Consider the following 15,943-nt stretch of genomic DNA (forward strand, 5'->3'; position numbering starts at 1 on the left):
CGCGATCGCGCTACGGCTGCGGATGCACCGTGACCATGTCGGTCTTGCCGGGGGCGGCGGCCAGACGTAGCGTCACGTCCCCATCCTTGTCGGCGACAGCCTTGGCGAATTCTTCCGGCGTTTCGACCCGCACACCGCCTACATGGCTCACCAGCATCAAACGCCGTAGGCCAGCCTCCCAGGCTGGGCTCCCTTCGGTCACATCGCGCACGATCACACAGGGGTCGGCCGGCGCGTCGCCTGAGTTTACTCGCGATTGATATTCGATCATGCCCGTGGCGTAATCGACCGAGAGTCCGCGCCAGGCCGGAGCCGGCTTCGTGACGACGATGTTCCCCTGCACCGGAAATTTGGCCAGCGTCACGCGCCGCGGAAAAATCCGGCCGCCGCGCTCGAGCGTGATGCGCGCCGGGCTGCCGGCCGGCAATCGGCCGATGTTCAACATCAGATCATCGCCGTCCCGAATGGGCTGATCGTTGACGCTCTTGATGACGTCGTTGGGGCGAATGTCGGCTTGCCGGGCCGGGCCCGCCGCATAGATCATGTCGACGCGAACGCCATTACCCGGCATTCCCTCGTCACGCCGGAACGTGATCCCGAGCAGCCCATGCGTCCGTTCTTCGCCGACCTTCAATCGATCGACGGTTTCGCGAAAGGCTTCGTCGACCGGAATGGCGTAACCGGCCGCCTGCTCATAGCCGGCCACGGCCGCCAGCGACGTGGTCAGCCCGATCATCTCGCCTTGCAGATTCAAGAGTGCGCCGCCGCTAGTCCCCAGGTTCAGCTTCGCGTCTGTCTGAATCAGCGAGCCGAAATGCTGCAGCGTCGGCCGACTGGGCGCGCCGTTGTCGCCTACGATCGGCGGACTTTTGCGCTGCAGATTCGCGACGATGCCCCAACTGGCGCTGGCCTGACCGTCGCGGGCAATCGCGTATGGATTCCCAAGCGCGATCACGATTTGACCTTTGCGCAGCTTCGTCCCGTCGCCAAACGTGATCGGCACGAAATCGTCATCCGGCGGGGGCTCTTTGACTTCCAGAATCGCCAGATCGCTGTAGGGCGAGGCCCCTTTCACTTCGGCCCGATAGACCTTGCGTGAAACCGTGGCCACATAGAAATGGCTTTTCTCATCCAGCGCAAGCGCGTGATGATTCGTCAGCACCAGGCCTTTGCCGACGATCACACCCGTGGCAAACGCCGTGGGAACGAACTCCGGATCGTTGGGACCTTGCTGCTGTTGTCCCAGCCCTTGCCGGCCGAAGAAGTTCGGCTGCGTGTCGGCCAGCCCGTTCCCCTTGTCGGCTACCCGGGCGATGCTGACGACCGACTTCTCGCTGCGCGCGATGGCCGCGATCAGGACCTCTTCCAGCGCCACCGCGGCGGCCAGCCCCGAGGGCTCGTCCGCCGCCAACGCGCGTGCCGGCAGGGCCAGCGCACTCGCAGAAAAAACAGCCGCACATAGACCAAACAAGATGGCTCGGTGCAAACTTGCCCGCGCTCCGCTCATGTCTTATCCGTCCCTTTCGCAATCCCGGCGGACGCCCCCTTAGGAACGCACCTGGAATCTCGGGGCCGCGGATCAAACACGATACGGCCCACAGGTTATTCGGCGTCGTCGCTGGCTGCTTCCCCAGGACTTGCCAAGGGGGGCACGGCCCCGGCCGACATGATCTTCTGCTTCAGCTCCTCGACGAAGGCGGGATTCTCGACCATGTAGGTTCGCGTCTTCTCGCGTCCCTGGCCCAATTGCACCTCGCCGTAACGGAACCAGGCTCCCGAGCGAACGACCAATTTCTGGGCCATGGCCAAGTCCAGGACGTCCCCTTCGTAGCTGATGCCGTTAGAATGCATCATATCAAACTCTGCCACGCGAAATGGCGGAGCGACCTTGTTTTTCACTACCTTGGCCTTCACCCGCTGGCCGACGACGTCCTCGCCTTCCTTCAACTGCCCAATGCGGCGGACGTCGATCCGGCACGAGCTGTAAAACTTCAACGCCCGGCCGCCGGGGGTCGTCTCGGGGCTGCCGAACATGACGCCAATTTTTTCGCGAATCTGATTGATAAAAATCACGCAGGTTTTGCTCTTAGCGATCGCCCCGGTCAGCTTACGCAGGGCCTGGCTCATCAGCCGGGCCTGCAGGCCGACGTGCGAATCGCCGATTTCCCCGTCGAGTTCCTTCTGCGGAACCAGAGCCGCTACGGAGTCGATCACGATCACATCCACGGCGTTGGATTTGATCAGCATTTCGGTAATCTGCATCGCCTCTTCGCCGCTTCCCGGCTGGCTCACCAGTAGCGTCTCGAGCTCCACGCCCAGCTTCTTCGCCCAACTGGGGTCCAAAGCGTGCTCGGCGTCGATAAAGGCCGCAATGCCACCGGCGCGCTGGGCCCGGGCCACCACGTGCAGGGCCAGGGTCGTCTTGCCGCTCGATTCCGGGCCGAAAATTTCGATGATGCGCCCCTTGGGCACCCCTGAGCCCCCCAGGGCCAGGTCCAGCGACAGGCTGCCCGTGGAAATGCCCTGAATCTGTCCGCCATGTTCAATGCCCAGGGGCATGATCGCCCCTTCACCGAACTGCTTTTCGATCTGGGCGACGGCAATTTTCAGCGGGGCATTGCTATCCAGAACCGACTTGGGCGTCTCTTTCTCGGCATTCCGCCCCGGCTTCGTCGTGGAACCTTCTTTTTTGACCATACGATGATTCGTTTTCACCGCGGTAACCATGCGCACAATCCTTGTTCTGGTAATAGCTTACGCCACGCGAATCCCGGCCAAGGCCGGCCGATTCACAGGCCTCTTGTGATGAACCAGTGAACGCATGAATACTATATCGGTGTACACTACCTCCTTCAAGAGAGAAATTCGCGGATTTTTGCCCCGCCCGGCCGAGCCGTCGGGCGGCCGACATTATGGTGCCGACCGCAGGCATTCGGCAATGATTTTCTGGCCATCGCCCCACGGCGTGGGACCTCGCCCCACGACTTAGGACCCGCCCAGTTCGGCCGTGGCAAGCGTCTCGTGATTCGGTCCGGCTCGCTCCAGCTCGCTCGAAAAGGTCACAACCTCGTCGACGTCGATAACGCCGGCCACGAAATTCGCGTGCTCTTCGAGCAGCCGCGCCATCTCGGCCATACCGCGATCGGCGTTTCGCACCCGCCCGATGGTCAGATGCGGGCGAAAGCGCCGCGGCTCGGGGCGAAAGCCGAGCTTGGCCAGCGACTGGTCCAGCCGTTGATGCAGATCCTGGATCTCGTCGACTCCGTCGTCCGCACCCAGCCAGATCGTGCGTGGCTGCGACAAATTGGGAAACGCCCCGGCGCCGGCCATCCGCAGCGAAAACGGCGGCACATCGGCTGTGGCCTGCGACACCGCCGCGCAAATTTCGGGGATCTCGCGCATGTCGACGTCCCCCAGAAATTTCAGCGTCAGGTGCATCTGCTCAGGCTTCACCCAGCGCACATTGGCGCCGGTCGCCTCGAGCTGGCTGATCAGCCGCGCGGCGCGTGAACGCACCTCGGACGATATTTCGACGGCGATGAAGGTCCGCACGCTGTTTTGCATGACATCACGAATTTCCCTGCCGAGCAGGCTAGAAACTGAGCATCTGCCGATATTCCGTCATGCGGCGTTCCAAATCGGCCCGTTCGATCTTCTTCATCCGCTCGAGGCTGAAATCTTCGACCGTGAAGCTGGCCACCAGCGTGCCGTACGCCAGGGCCGTCTTTAGCGTCTCGGGGTCGAATTTCTTCTGCTCAGCCAGGTAGCCCATCATGCCTCCGGCGAAGCTGTCGCCGGCGCCGGTGGGGTCGATCACGTCCGGCGTGGGATAGGCAGGCATAACGTAGGTTTCGTTCTCGCCAAAGAACATTGCCCCATGCTCCCCCTTCTTCACAACTACGAACTTCGGCCCCAGCGCCCGCACCGCGTGACCGGCGCGGACCAGGTTCTCTTCGCCGGTTAACAGCCGAGCTTCGCTATCGTTCAGCACCAGTCCGTCGATCCGCTTGAACAGGTCCAACAGCTCGTCTCGCTGAATATTGATCCACAGGTCCATCGTGTCCGCCACGACCAGCTCGGCATCGGGCACGCATTCCAGCACCTTGCGCTGGATGACCGGCGAGCCATTCCCCAGGAACACGAATCGCGAGCGGCGATACTCCTCAGGCATGACCGGGTCGAACTTGCCCAGCACGTTGAGGTGAACTTCCAGCGTCTCGCGGTCGTTCATGTTGGGCATGTACTTGCCGCTCCAGCGAAACGTTTTCTCGCCGGTCAGAACGTTCAAGCCGCGTGTATCGACGCCGCGCGATTCGAGCAGCGTCGTGTGCTCGGCCGGCCAATCGTCGCCGACATCGGCCACCAGGCTGGCCGGCGTGAAATAGCTGGCCGCATACGAAAAGAAAACGGCCGATCCGCCCAATACGTTATCGCGCTTCGCCGTCGGCGTTTCGACGCTATCCAGCGCCACCGATCCCCACACCAATAAAGACATTCCGTCCCCACCAATTCCAGAAAAGTGCCGAATCGCCCCCGAAAAAAATCCCCGCGTGCCGGCAGATTATGGACCAAACCGGCCCACATGCAAGACACAGCCCCCGGCCGTCACTCCGATATCGGGGCACCAGGCTTTGGAGACCCCTCTCCCTCTGGGAGTGGGCAGGGTAAGGGTGCGACGCGCGACGGCCGTCGCCACATGCAAATCAATTGCAGCTCACCACGAATGACTCGATTAACGCGAATGGGAAGAAATCGCGATGGTCGATCACAGTTCACGATCTCATGTTCGTGTCATTCGTGGTCGTCTTCTCAACGCCGCTCGACCCGCGTCACGATCCCTTCAGATAGCGATCGAAATGGTCGAAGGTCTCTTCGATCGAATGCTTCATCTCTTTGCCCACCCAGCCGTGGCCTGCGCCGATGATCAGTTCGACGCGTGCCGGGACGCCGGCGTTCGTTAGCGCCGTGGTCATCTGATACGCCTGGTCCGTGGGGATCAACGGATCGCGAGTGCCGAAGAAAAGCAGCATCGGGGAATCCCCCTTCGAAACATACGTGATCGGCGAGGCCTGTTTGCAGACTTCGATCTTTTCGCTGGGTCGGCCGCCGACGAAGCCGGCCAGAATCTGCGTAGACATCTCGGGGAACTCGCCCACCAGGTTGCAGGGCCCGACAAAGCTCACAACCGCCTGCACTTGGCTGGGACGATCCGAGTTGCCCCCTTCGCCTTCCAGTCCATCGCTGGTTCCCATCGTTCCCAGCATCATGGCCAGATGTGCGCCGGCCGACATGCCGATGGCGCCGATCTTGTCGGGATCGATATGCCGTTCCTTGGCGACGCTGCGCAGATAACGCACCGCGCACTTGGCGTCTTCGACCTGCGCAGGGAACAAATACTTCGGCGCGAAGCGGTAGCTGATCGTGGCCGCCACATAGCCGCGCGCCGCGGCCTGTTTGATCAGCCCGGTCAGATCCTGTCGGTTGCCGGCCCGCCAGCCACCGCCGTGAATGAACACCAGCGCCGGCACCGGATGATCGAGCCCCTTCGGGCTGGCGATATCGAGCTTCAATTCTTCATCGCCCCCTTTGCCGTACACGACGTCGGTTTCGTAGTCGACGTCCGGCTCGTCAGCGCACAGGGCCCGCGAATCTAACGCCGTAGCTACAAGAATCAGCGCGATGGCCGTGGCCAGCCAGCGACGTTTGGATTGATAGGTATTGAGGCAGTGCGAGTGCATGGCGTTCTCCTGAAAGATATCGCGGCCGAAGGCGCAGAAGGGGCGACGCGAGACGATGCGATTCACCCATCCCGCGGTGCGACGATTCTAAAGCGGAGAATCGCGCAATGCCATGCACCAGGCCAGCAACTCGCAGGAGAACCGCGAGGTTGAGAATCTGCGCCTCGACTTCTGTAGCCCGGTTCCGTAGCTGGCCTCTTCGAGGCCGGGGCATCACTATGCCGCTCCGGGGTCGCATACCCCGGCTACAGAAGGGCCGACCTAGCGGCGCTGCTGCTGTGTCGTGGCCGGCTTGCTGCCGGTCTTGGTCTTCGACGTCGTGCCCTGTTTCGTGGCCTGTTTCGTGGCCTGCTTCGTAGCCGGCTTTGCACCGGGCTTCGCGGCTGGCTTGGCGCCGTTGCGAGTGGTCGTCTTGGTGTTGGGCTGTGGGGGCGGGGCGGGGCGCGTGCCCGGCGCCGTCTTCTTGCCCGGCGCCACGACGACTGCCGGCTTGGCCTTGTCCGGAGTTGTCATGGCCGGGGCCGTTTTTTCCGCGGCCGCCTCGGTGGCGGGCTTTGTCAGCGCCGGTTCTTCGGTCGTCACGGCCGGGATGTCTACTTTCGCCGCGACTTCGTCCGGCTTCGCTTCTTCTTCCTTCACCGTTTCGGCGACTGTCTCGGCCACAACGGTTTCTTCCGTGACAGTCTCGGTCACCTTCTCGGGCGCGAGCCGTTCCTTGCCCACCGGCGCACGGCTGGCGGTCGCAGCCACCTCGGGCAGCAGCTCCTCGGTGAATCTCGTCACGTAATGCAGGCTGCTCGCTTCCCCCTGAAAGCCGATCACGCGCTTGTCGATGTCGGTTTGCTGTCCGACGACGCGGCCGGCGGCGATGTCGAACCGCACGGTGCCATCGGTTACGTGCTGAATCAATTGCGCCTCGAGCGCGGGGTCGCGGATCGGCGTCAGCACGACCGTCTCGACGCGAATCGTGGCGATGCCGTTGTCGACCTCGACGAGCGTGAAGTCTTGCCGCGTCTTCACCTGTTTGTTGCTACCGTCTTTCTGGCGCACGCTGGTGTCGTGCGGGAAGGACCACTTATCGTTCACCGCTACGGCCTTGTCCGGCAACGGCAATGTCATCTCGGCATTCGCGGCATGCGGCTGAGTGCGTTCTTCGTGTCGCTTGACGACGTGCCCCTGGTTGCTGAGCACGATCGTGCTCAGGGGCACGTCGACGGCCTTGGCAACGTCTTCGAATTCCGCCGGAATGAATTGGTCGGTCTCGCTGTTATAGCGCACGTCCTGCCGGCCGCTGACCGATTGCCGCATGTCGACGCTTTCGACCGAATGCACGAACGTGGCCTGCCCGGCGGTCTCGTCGATTTCCTTGACTTGCCACAGCTTGACCGACTCGCTGCGCGTCTCGGCCGTTTGCGTGGTGCCCGAGACCGTGGTGCGCACGAGCGCCTGATGCACGATCTTCCAGCGAATCTTTTCGCCCGGCCGGAACGAGTACCGCAATAAATACTTGGGCGCCTCGGCAGCTTTGTCCGGCGCGGCTTCCTCGCCGGCGATCGCCGTGGGCAAGGAGTTCAGACCGATGGCCAGCGCCAGGCAGAAGGAAAATGCGTTGCGGCTCATCCTGCTCGCGTCCTTTCGAGTCAGTGGAGGACCAATGATTTGTCTATCAATCGCACGCCAAGCAGCCGTGCGGGTACGGCCGGATCGACGGCGCAGATCTATCGTGTGCTCCGCACACAATCCAATCTTCGGCGCGAGAATGCTCAAAACCGAAAGGGCCGAACGATCTGCGATTGACTCAGTGATCGTTCAAATGCAACTGGCCGCCCCAGCCGAGCTTCTCGCGAAGGGTGCGATAATACCCGTGACCCGGAACTTCGACCAGCTTGAATCGTGGCTCGGCCCGTTCGACCCGCACCCGATCGCCGGCCGCCAGCTTGTGTACGGCCCGGCCGTCGACCACCACGGCGCTCCCTTCGTGCGGTTGCGGCACCACCAGTTCATAGCGCCGTTCGGCGCAATCGATCACCGGGCGGTTCGTCAGCGTGTGCGGACTGATTGCTAGCACGACGAATGCTTGCATATCCTTGCGAAGGATCGGCCCGCCCGCCGAAAGGCTGTGCGCCGTCGAACCGACCGGCGTGCTGATCAACAGGCCGTCGCAGCTATAGGTGGTGACCAGTTCGGCATCGACATAAAGATGAATGTCGAGGATCGCAAACGGCGCCCCGGCCAGGATCGCGACCTCGTTCAGCCCCAGGTGCTGGCAGACGACCTTCCCCTCGCGCTCGATCGTGCATTCATACATCAGATGCTCGACGACGCGATACTCGCCGCGACAGATGTGCGGCAGCGCTTCCAGGAACTTTTCAGGAGAAAGATCGGCGAGAAATCCGAGCTTTCCCAAGTTCACCGCCACGACCGGTACCTGGCGGTAAGCCATCTGATGCGCGGCGCGCAGGATCGACCCGTCGCCGCCGAAGACGATCGCCAGATCGGATTCGACCTTGTTGAGCGGTTCGACGAACGCCAGATCCCACAATGCGATATCGGCGCTCGCGGCGATCACCGGCCGAAACTGTTCGGCCTGTTCGCTGACCTGCGTGCGCTCGCCATATCCCAGCACCATCACGCGCGGGCGGCCGCTCTGGGGAAACGTCGACGTATCTAGCTGGGCTCGAGTCATGTACCGATCATAGCGCAGAGCAATCCCAACGGGCAAGCGAAACCGCCCATATCCGGCACCGCTGCGGATGGGTGAGCCCTCTCCCCTGCGAGGCGAGCACGATCGCTTAACCCCTCTCCCTCTGGGTGAGGGCCGTTTTCTTTCACATCCGAGCCCACCGGTAGCGAAATTCCCACCGAACACCAATCGCAATTCAGTGCGCTGTTTATTCGCCAAAGGCGAATAAACATGCCCGCACCAAAAAACAGCAACCGAAAAACGCCCCACTCGAAAATCACTTGGCAAACTTCGCAAATGGGTCAACGTTCGCGTCACGATGCCACTGATACTCGGTGCCGTCGGCGATCTTCTGGGCCGCTTCGTCGCCGTACAGTCGCGCAATCACCGCCAGCGCCATATCCATGCCGGCTGACACGCCCGAGCTCGTTACGCGATTGCCATCCTCGACCCAGCGAGCTTCTTTCACCCACTGGACCTTCGGTCCCTGCTTCTCGGCGAATTGAAAGAACTGCTTGTTCGAGGTCGCGCGCCGCCCGTCGAGCAAGCCGGCCTTGGCCAACAGCGCCGAGCCGGAACAAACGCTCATCACGATCTCGGCCTTTTCGGCCCGTTCGCGCAGCCAAGCCAAGAGCGGTTCATTTCCGAGTTGCGTGGCCGTGCCGAACCCGCCCGGCACCAGCAGCAGATCGAGCGGTGGACAATCCGCGAACGAATAATCGGCCACGACCTTCGGCCCCTGCGCGCTGGCGATCGGTCCGGCCTGGTAGCCGACCATCACGATCTTCACGCGCTGACCGAGCGCGCCGAACATCTCGACTGGGCCATAAACGTCCAACAGCTCGAAGCGCGGATAGAGTACCACGCCCAGCGTGCGGGTTGCTTTTGCATCGGCCGGTTTGTCCACCGGCTTCGCCCCGTCAGCCGCCCGGGCCGCGCCAACGAGCGGAGTGAATACAATCGCGCCAAGGAGTAGCGCAGAAAACAAAGATCGAATGTTAAGAAGCGCAGCGCGCGACGGCAGTGCTAGCGTGCCCATGAGAAGTCCCCTCGGGTAACGTGAGATTCGTGAAAGCAGTTACCGCACACGCCAGCCGCAGGAAATCGTAGTCGATCCGCTCAGCGTTCGCCACTTCCTGCTTTTTAACGAACAACCTCACGCTAGCAAGGTTCACCGCCGAAGCGTTACAAACCTGCCTGCTTGCGATCGAGGGGAATTTATTCGCGATTTACCGTGATCCCCCAAGGGCTGCAAATCACCGAGCCCTACCAAGCGGTCACCCTCCTGCAGCCGCACGTCGACCCAGGACGAAGTAATCCTGGACGCCTATCATTTCCCTGGCGCTAGCGGTTCCTGCTGCGCCGGCCTCGCACTTCATCACCTCGCTGGTCGAATTCGTCATGCCTGCTGATGCCACCCATGCGCCGCTGCACCCTGGAGATCGCCGCTGGTCGATCTCGCACGCGGTCGCCGCCTGGATCGCTGACCTGGGAGACATGGTTATCACCTGGGTGGCGGCGCTGGGTGACATCATGATGTTTGGCGGCCGCACCTTCCTGTGGCTGGTGTCGCGCATGCCGCGGCGCGAAACGCTGCTGCCGAACTTCTATCAGATTGGCGTGCTCAGCCTGCCGGTGGTCGCCCTGACCGGGACGTTCATCGGTATGGTGCTGGCCGTGCAAAGCTATTCGCAGTTCCGCATTGTCCATCTGGAAACGCGGCTCGGCGCAATCATCAATATGTCGCTGGTGCGCGAGCTGGGGCCGGTGCTCGCCGCCACGATGCTGGCCGGCCGCGTCGGCAGCGCCATGGCCGCCGAGCTAGGCACGATGCGCGTCACCGAGCAGATTGACGCGCTATCGAGCATGGGAGCCAATCCCGTGCAATACCTGGTCGTGCCTCGCTTCCTGGGCTGCCTGGTCCTGATTCCCACGCTGACGATCATGGCCGACTTCATGGGCGTCGTCGGCGGCTGGTTCTACAGCACGCAACTGCTGGGCATCGACAACCATCATTACTGGGAAAACGCCCAGGAATTCGTCGGCGCGTTCGACCTGTTCGGCGGCGTCTTCAAAAGTTTGTTCTTCGGCGCCGCGATCGCGCTGATCAGTTGCCATCGAGGTTTTCATTGCGACCCCGGGGCCGAAGGCGTGGGCCGCGCCGCCTATAGCGCTTTCGTCAACTCGTTCGTCGTGATCCTGATGATCGACTTCTTCATGGGCATCGCGCTGGACGTGGTTTACTACTTCCTCTGGCCGCAGGGGACGTCATTACTGTGAGCACTCAATCGCCGAAATTCGAGCAGAGCAACCGCAACCTGGTCGAAGTGCGCGATCTGTACGTGCAGTTCGGACGGCAGCGCGTGCTGCGCCAGATCAATCTCGACGTACCGCGCGGCCAGACCCTAGGGCTGATCGGCGAAAGCGGTTGCGGCAAAACTGTTCTGTTGAAGACGATCATCGGTCTGGTCCATCCCACGCGGGGCGAGGTCCTATTCGACGGCGTGAACCTGATCAAGCTCGGCGACCGAGAGCTGACGCGGCAACGGATTCGCTTCGGCTTCCTGTTTCAGCAGGCGGCCCTGTTCGACAGCATGAACGTCGAACAGAACGTCGCCTTCCCGTTGCGCCAGCACACCCGCAAATCGCCCGACGAAATTCGCAACATCGTCGTCGAGCGCCTGGCCGAGGTCGGGCTGCCGACCACGGCCCTGGCCAAGAAGCCGGCCGAGCTATCCGGCGGCATGCGCAAACGGGTCGGCCTGGCCCGGGCACTGGCGCTCGATCCCGAGATCATGCTCTACGACGAGCCCACCACCGGGCTGGATCCGATTATGAGCGACGTGATCAACGAGTTGATCATCCGCACCCGCGAGCGCTACCCCGTGACCAGCATCGTCGTGACGCACGATATGCACACGGCCAAAAAGGTGGCGGACCGAGTTGTCATGCTCTTTCCGCTGGCCCGCCTGGGCGCCGATGACGCGCAGATGATCTACGACGGGTCGCCCAAGAGACTCGACGATTGTTCCGATCGGCGCGTCTGGCAATTCGTACACGGCGAGGCCGGCGAGCGCTTGATGGAAATGCGCGAATTGGCCGCCAGCCGCAGTAACAGCTAAACCCGGACAGATTCAATCATGGACGAAAGAGTCGTACAGTTTCGGGTTGGTGTGATGGTGCTGGCGACGTTCATCATCGCCGGCATCCTGGTGGTGTTGTTCGGCTCGCTGCCGAATTTCACCACGCCGCGCAACACTGTCTATATCACCTTTCGCCAGGCGCTCGGGGTCTCGCGCGATACGCCGGTGCGCAAGTCGGGCATCCTCATCGGCCGCGTCACCGAGGTCGAGCTGGACGATACCGGCGTGCTGATCACGGCCGAGATCAACTCGCACGTGAAGCTGTACACCAACGAAATTTGCCAGGTCGGCAGCTCACTCTTGGGGGGCGACGCCGTGATCCAGTTCGTGGGCTACAACGACAAGCTTCCCAAGGAACCGATCCAGGACGGCAGCCGCATCCTGGGCATATCGAGCGTCGATCCGGCCCAGGCCATTAGCAACCTCGAAGGAATCCTGGCTACTACCGTGGCCAGCGTCTCGACCACCAGCGATGAAATCGGCAAGCTGGCGCATCGCGTCTCGGACTTGTTGGAAAACAACGACGAGCAAATCGTGCGCGTCGTCAGCAAGGCCGAGGAAGCGCTCGACCAGATCCGCCAGGTGGCCGTCAACACCAACGAGGTGATCGGTGACAAGAATACGCAAGACAAGCTCAAGCAATCGTTGAGTGATCTGCCGGAGATCCTGCGCGACACGCACGAGGCCATCAATGGCTTCAAGGTCACGCTGCAAGCGGCCGACCGCAATCTGCAAAACATGGAAGGCCTGACCCGCCCGCTCGGACAGCGCGGGCCCGAGCTGGTCGAGACGATCGATCGGACGATGCAGAAGCTGGATCGCGTGATGACCGAGCTCGAGACCTTCAGCGGTTCGATCAACGACCCCAACGGTTCGCTCGGTCAGTTGATCAATAACCCCGAGCTGTACAACCGCGTCAGCTCGTCGGTGGCGAATATCGAAACGCTCACGCGGCAGTTGCAGCCCATCGTGCGCGACGCCCGCGAGTTCTCAAACAAGATTGCCCGGCACCCCGAAGTCCTCGGCGTGCGCGGCGCGCTCAGCCCCAGCACCGGTGCTAAGCAAGGTTTGTTCTCACCGTCATCCACGCTGCAGCAAGAACAACCGTGGACCAGCTCGACCCCGATCTGGAGCCCACAACCGATGCCGCACTAATCGCGGTCGCATTGCCATCTGGGTGCCATGCTCTTGCCGCAGGCATGAGCATGCTCTTCCCACGGAACTCTGCCACCGAACCACGCGTCGCATCAAACGGCGCGTCGGCGTTACCGCAACGGAAAGAGCGGTGCCGCATTCTGCTGTTGCGGCGGCGGAGGACTCACTCCCGGCGGCAATGCATAACCTTGCGGGGGTGCGCCGTAACCGGTCGGCGGCGCGCTCGCCCCAGGAGCCGGCAGTTGATTCACCCCCGGCGGCGGCATCAACAACGTCGGCTGGCTGGTCGATGGGGGCGGGATACGGTTGCCCGGCGGCTGCTGCGGCACCATGATCGGCGCACCGATCGTCGGCGGTGGCAATACGCCCGGCGGTGGCGGTGGAGGAACAGCGCCCGGAGGCGGAGCCAACGGAACCGGCGGCGGCACGTAGCGCTGCGCCTGGCTGCTCGCGCGCAGCTCTTCGGCCCGAGCCGTCAGTTGCGGGTTAGACGGTACCTGCTGCGGCACCATCTGGAAACTCAAAGTCTGCTCGTCACGAATATTCGCCGGCACCAGGTTCTCGCTGATGAAGTCGATGCCGAACCATTCGTACCACGGCGCCTTGATCTTCTGGTCCACGGTCAACGTTTCGTAACCGTCGCGCACCAGCCGGATCTGCCGCTTGCCGTAGTAAACGAAATCGGTCGATACCGGCGTCGTGCCGATCGGGTAATTGTCCACATAGACGAATGCGCCGGGTGGATTCGAGCGAATCGTCAGGCGGCGCTGCACGCAGCCGGCCGTCAGCGCTACCACCAGCGCGGCGGCCCAAAGGACGCCGTGACCCACAGTCGGTCGCGAGCTGAATTTCGTCGCTGTCACGCGGCGCTATCCGGTGGTTTCGATATGCGAGGAATTCGCCGGCGCGCGAAAGTTCGATCGCCTTCGCACGACGATTCTCTGTTGTAGTGGCTAAGAATCCGATAGGAGCGAGGCGCTGTGCCCTCGCAATTTTGCCCGCGGACCCGGCCGAATGCCGTGTCGCTCGGGCGACTCTGACGTCAAGAAATGAGGTGCGGAGTATAGCGAGGCCCGCAGTGGGCATCCAGGCCGATGCTGACAGGTCGCGCTGTTACAAGTGCCGTCCACGGTTGGTCGCAATTCGTCTAATTTCGACATGACAGCATGAAGCCGCTATTACCCCTCGCCTCAGGAGCTAAGATGAGTATAGTGGGCTGTCTAGCCAGAGCACCCCATTGGGCAAGACGGCAGCACTGGCGCGACCGGATCATTGATGCCTGCTCCAGCACGAGAATGGCGAGAGGCGATTGACTACGCCGCGATAAGCGACGTCGGTCTTCGTCGCGCCAACAATCAAGATTCGTACGTCACGGTCGTATCGCCTGAAGAGATCGATTGGCTGCGGCGCGGCGACCTGTTCATGGTCGCTGATGGCATGGGCGCCCACGCGGCCGGCGAGTTGGCCAGTAAGATGGCCACCGACTTCGTCTCGCTCACCTATTTCAAGGCGCCGGACGAATCCCCGGTCGACGCTCTTCAAAAAGCCTTTCACGACGCCAACGAGCGCGTCTTCGGCCGTGGGCAGAGTAATCCCGACTTTCGCGGCATGGGCACCACCAGCAGCGCCCTGGTGCTGCTGCCCGAGGGGGCCGTCGTCGCGCATGTCGGCGACAGCCGCGTCTATCGCCTGCGCGGCAACCGGCTCGATCAACTCTCCTTCGATCACAGCCTGGTCTGGGAGATGCAAGCCACGGGCAAGCTGCGCGACAGTGAAATCCAACTGAACGTTCCCAAGAACATCATCACTCGCTCGCTCGGTCCTTACCCGCAAGTGCAAGTCGACCTGGAAGGACCGTTCGCCGTCGAACCGGGAGACGCGTTCCTGCTCTGCAGTGACGGACTGTCGGGCCAGGTCGAGGACGACGAGATCGGTTGTATTCTGGGTGCGCTTCCCCCGCGCGATGCGATCCAGACGCTCGTGGACCTGGCCAACCTGCGCGGCGGGCCTGACAACACCACCGTGATCGCGGTCCGCGTCTTGCGGTCGTTGACGAGCGCCGGTGCTGATTCCGCACTCGGTCCGGCTCGCACGCGCCCCAAGAAAGATGCCGAGAAAATACATCTCGCCTCGTGGATCACTCTCGCCGTGCTGGTGCTCGTCGCGTTGTCGATGGCCTTTTTGCAGAAGTGGGCCGTCGCCGCCTCGACCGGCGTGGCCGCGGTGCTGGCCGCCATCTTCATCGCGGTGCAGCATTACTCGATCGGCTCGGGCGGCCGTCTCGAGGGAGCCCAACTCGGTAAAGGGCCGTATCGCTCGGTTCAATGCGCGGCGAATGTCAACATCGTCGAACGGCTGGCCAAGGTCGTTAAACAACTGCGCGACGCCGCGGCCGAAGAAGGCTGGCAAATCAATTGGGAGCAATTCAACGTGCATCTCACCCGCGCCGCAACGGCCACTGCCAAGCACGACTACACCGAGAGCGTCCGCGCCCACTGCTACGCCATCACCTCCATGATGGACCAACTCCGCCAACAAGGAAAGGGCAAAGCAGGCGGATGATAGTGGGCAGCAGGCAGACGGCAGACGGCAGACGGCAGTGAATAGGGACAAACACCAGCCCGAAGCGCCAGCGAAGGTTCTCTGGCAATGTCGAATGTCTAATCTCAAATGTCTAAAGAAAACAAAATGAGGAATGTCGAATGACGAAGCGCTCGTCGCAGCGCGGTGTTCTGCGAGTTGCACCAACGCGGCAAATGTTTCGGCACCCCATTCGTCATTCCGTCATTCAGATTTCTTTCGACATTAGACTTTCGTCATTCTGTTTCTTCGTCACTGCCCGCTGCCGACTGCCCGCTATTTTTCCTCTAGAAATTAGGCCAGCGTTTGTGGCATAGTCGCCCTTAGCCGATTTCGGCCTGAGGGCCGATTGGATTGTTAACGACGTTCGGCGGCAAATGGGTCTAGTTCTTGCCCTGTCGCCCGTCCCGAGGACCTGGACTGCGCGATGCATCGATCTCGCGCGGTTTAAAGATCGCAGGACCCGCAAACCGATCCTTTCCTCACCGCGTGCAGGATGGAATCCGCCGAGTGCACGAAAGATTCAATCACTCGGCGCGATCGTTGCCACGCAGCGGCAGTAGCGGCGTACCATGTTGTGACTCGTCGATGCGTGTGAAGCGGCGGCCTGCAGCCGTGCAGCTTCGCAAACGGTCGACTGGCGA

General features: G+C 62.1%; 13 protein-coding genes. 4 read left to right on the forward strand and 9 right to left on the reverse strand.

Translation table 11 applies throughout. The annotated features are described in order from the left end of the window. Positions 1-10: 10 nt before the first annotated feature. The 8 genes from VGN12_02680 to VGN12_02715 all read right to left on the reverse strand — a co-directional run bounded on the left by VGN12_02680 (position 11) and on the right by VGN12_02715 (position 9,460). Positions 11-1,507 carry a trypsin-like peptidase domain-containing protein gene (locus VGN12_02680; GenBank protein HEY4308334.1) on the reverse strand — a complete coding sequence of 499 codons (1,497 nt, stop codon included), beginning with the start codon at positions 1,505-1,507 and terminating at the stop codon, positions 11-13. 95 nt (positions 1,508-1,602) lie between these two features. Further along, the gene (gene recA / locus VGN12_02685; GenBank protein ID HEY4308335.1) at positions 1,603-2,697 is read right to left on the reverse strand and encodes a recombinase RecA; all 1,095 of its coding nucleotides are present in this window, start codon (positions 2,695-2,697) and stop codon (positions 1,603-1,605) included. A gap of 288 nt (positions 2,698-2,985) precedes the next feature. Further along, a complete protein-coding gene (thpR, locus tag VGN12_02690) occupies positions 2,986-3,564 on the reverse strand; it encodes an RNA 2',3'-cyclic phosphodiesterase (protein HEY4308336.1) in 579 nt (192 codons plus the stop codon). A 28-nt stretch (positions 3,565-3,592) separates the two neighbouring features. Beyond that, positions 3,593-4,495: a PfkB family carbohydrate kinase gene (locus tag VGN12_02695; GenBank protein HEY4308337.1), complete on the reverse strand. Its 903-nt coding sequence runs from the start codon at positions 4,493-4,495 to the stop codon at positions 3,593-3,595. Positions 4,496-4,829: 334 nt separating this feature from the next. Next, positions 4,830-5,738, reverse strand: coding sequence for an alpha/beta hydrolase (locus VGN12_02700; GenBank protein HEY4308338.1), 909 nt, complete (start codon positions 5,736-5,738; stop codon positions 4,830-4,832). A 261-nt stretch (positions 5,739-5,999) separates the two neighbouring features. Next, positions 6,000-7,358, reverse strand: a complete 1,359-nt coding sequence (locus VGN12_02705) for a hypothetical protein (GenBank protein ID HEY4308339.1) — start codon at positions 7,356-7,358, stop codon at positions 6,000-6,002. Between the two features lie 178 nt (positions 7,359-7,536). Beyond that, positions 7,537-8,424: an NAD(+)/NADH kinase gene (locus tag VGN12_02710; protein HEY4308340.1), complete on the reverse strand. Its 888-nt coding sequence runs from the start codon at positions 8,422-8,424 to the stop codon at positions 7,537-7,539. A 274-nt stretch (positions 8,425-8,698) separates the two neighbouring features. Then, entirely contained in the window at positions 8,699-9,460 is a 762-nt protein-coding gene (locus VGN12_02715) for a DJ-1/PfpI family protein (protein HEY4308341.1), read from the reverse strand. 458 nt (positions 9,461-9,918) lie between these two features. Here VGN12_02715 and VGN12_02720 point away from each other — a divergent pair, with 458 nt between their 5' ends. The 3 genes from VGN12_02720 to VGN12_02730 are packed head-to-tail and all read left to right on the forward strand — an operon-like array spanning position 9,919 to position 12,719. After that, positions 9,919-10,701: an ABC transporter permease gene (locus VGN12_02720; protein ID HEY4308342.1), complete on the forward strand. Its 783-nt coding sequence runs from the start codon at positions 9,919-9,921 to the stop codon at positions 10,699-10,701. Beyond that, complete coding sequence (locus tag VGN12_02725; protein ID HEY4308343.1) at positions 10,698-11,543, forward strand: ABC transporter ATP-binding protein; 846 nt, start codon at positions 10,698-10,700, stop codon at positions 11,541-11,543. The genes VGN12_02720 and VGN12_02725 overlap by 4 nt, the downstream gene beginning before the upstream one ends. 18 nt (positions 11,544-11,561) lie before the next feature. Further along, positions 11,562-12,719, forward strand: a complete 1,158-nt coding sequence (locus VGN12_02730) for an MlaD family protein (protein HEY4308344.1) — start codon at positions 11,562-11,564, stop codon at positions 12,717-12,719. Between the two features lie 110 nt (positions 12,720-12,829). Here VGN12_02730 and VGN12_02735 read toward each other — a convergent pair whose 3' ends face one another. Then, positions 12,830-13,582, reverse strand: coding sequence for a PEGA domain-containing protein (locus tag VGN12_02735; GenBank protein ID HEY4308345.1), 753 nt, complete (start codon positions 13,580-13,582; stop codon positions 12,830-12,832). Between the two features lie 412 nt (positions 13,583-13,994). Between VGN12_02735 and VGN12_02740 the strand changes: the two genes are divergently transcribed. Next, positions 13,995-15,281, forward strand: coding sequence for a PP2C family serine/threonine-protein phosphatase (locus VGN12_02740; GenBank protein HEY4308346.1), 1,287 nt, complete (start codon positions 13,995-13,997; stop codon positions 15,279-15,281). Positions 15,282-15,943 lie beyond the last annotated feature (662 nt).

This window comes from Pirellulales bacterium, from assembly GCA_036499395.1.
GTDB lineage: Bacteria > Planctomycetota > Planctomycetia > Pirellulales > JACPPG01 > JACPPG01.

Bases quoted from the DNA above. Each gene is read 5' to 3' on its own strand.
- VGN12_02705 (HEY4308339.1), bottom strand. From the start codon at position 7,358: ATGAGCCGCAACGCATTTTCCTTCTGCCTGGCGCTGGCCATCGGTCTG.
- thpR (HEY4308336.1), bottom strand. From the start codon at position 3,564: ATGCAAAACAGCGTGCGGACCTTCATCGCCGTCGAAATATCGTCCGAG.
- VGN12_02740 (HEY4308346.1), top strand. From the start codon at position 13,995: ATGCCTGCTCCAGCACGAGAATGGCGAGAGGCGATTGACTACGCCGCG.
- VGN12_02700 (HEY4308338.1), bottom strand. From the start codon at position 5,738: ATGCACTCGCACTGCCTCAATACCTATCAATCCAAACGTCGCTGGCTG.
- VGN12_02695 (HEY4308337.1), bottom strand. From the start codon at position 4,495: ATGTCTTTATTGGTGTGGGGATCGGTGGCGCTGGATAGCGTCGAAACG.
- recA (HEY4308335.1), bottom strand. From the start codon at position 2,697: ATGGTCAAAAAAGAAGGTTCCACGACGAAGCCGGGGCGGAATGCCGAG.
- VGN12_02680 (HEY4308334.1), bottom strand. From the start codon at position 1,507: ATGAGCGGAGCGCGGGCAAGTTTGCACCGAGCCATCTTGTTTGGTCTA.
- VGN12_02710 (HEY4308340.1), bottom strand. From the start codon at position 8,424: ATGACTCGAGCCCAGCTAGATACGTCGACGTTTCCCCAGAGCGGCCGC.
- VGN12_02715 (HEY4308341.1), bottom strand. From the start codon at position 9,460: ATGGGCACGCTAGCACTGCCGTCGCGCGCTGCGCTTCTTAACATTCGA.
- VGN12_02730 (HEY4308344.1), top strand. From the start codon at position 11,562: ATGGACGAAAGAGTCGTACAGTTTCGGGTTGGTGTGATGGTGCTGGCG.
- VGN12_02720 (HEY4308342.1), top strand. From the start codon at position 9,919: ATGGTTATCACCTGGGTGGCGGCGCTGGGTGACATCATGATGTTTGGC.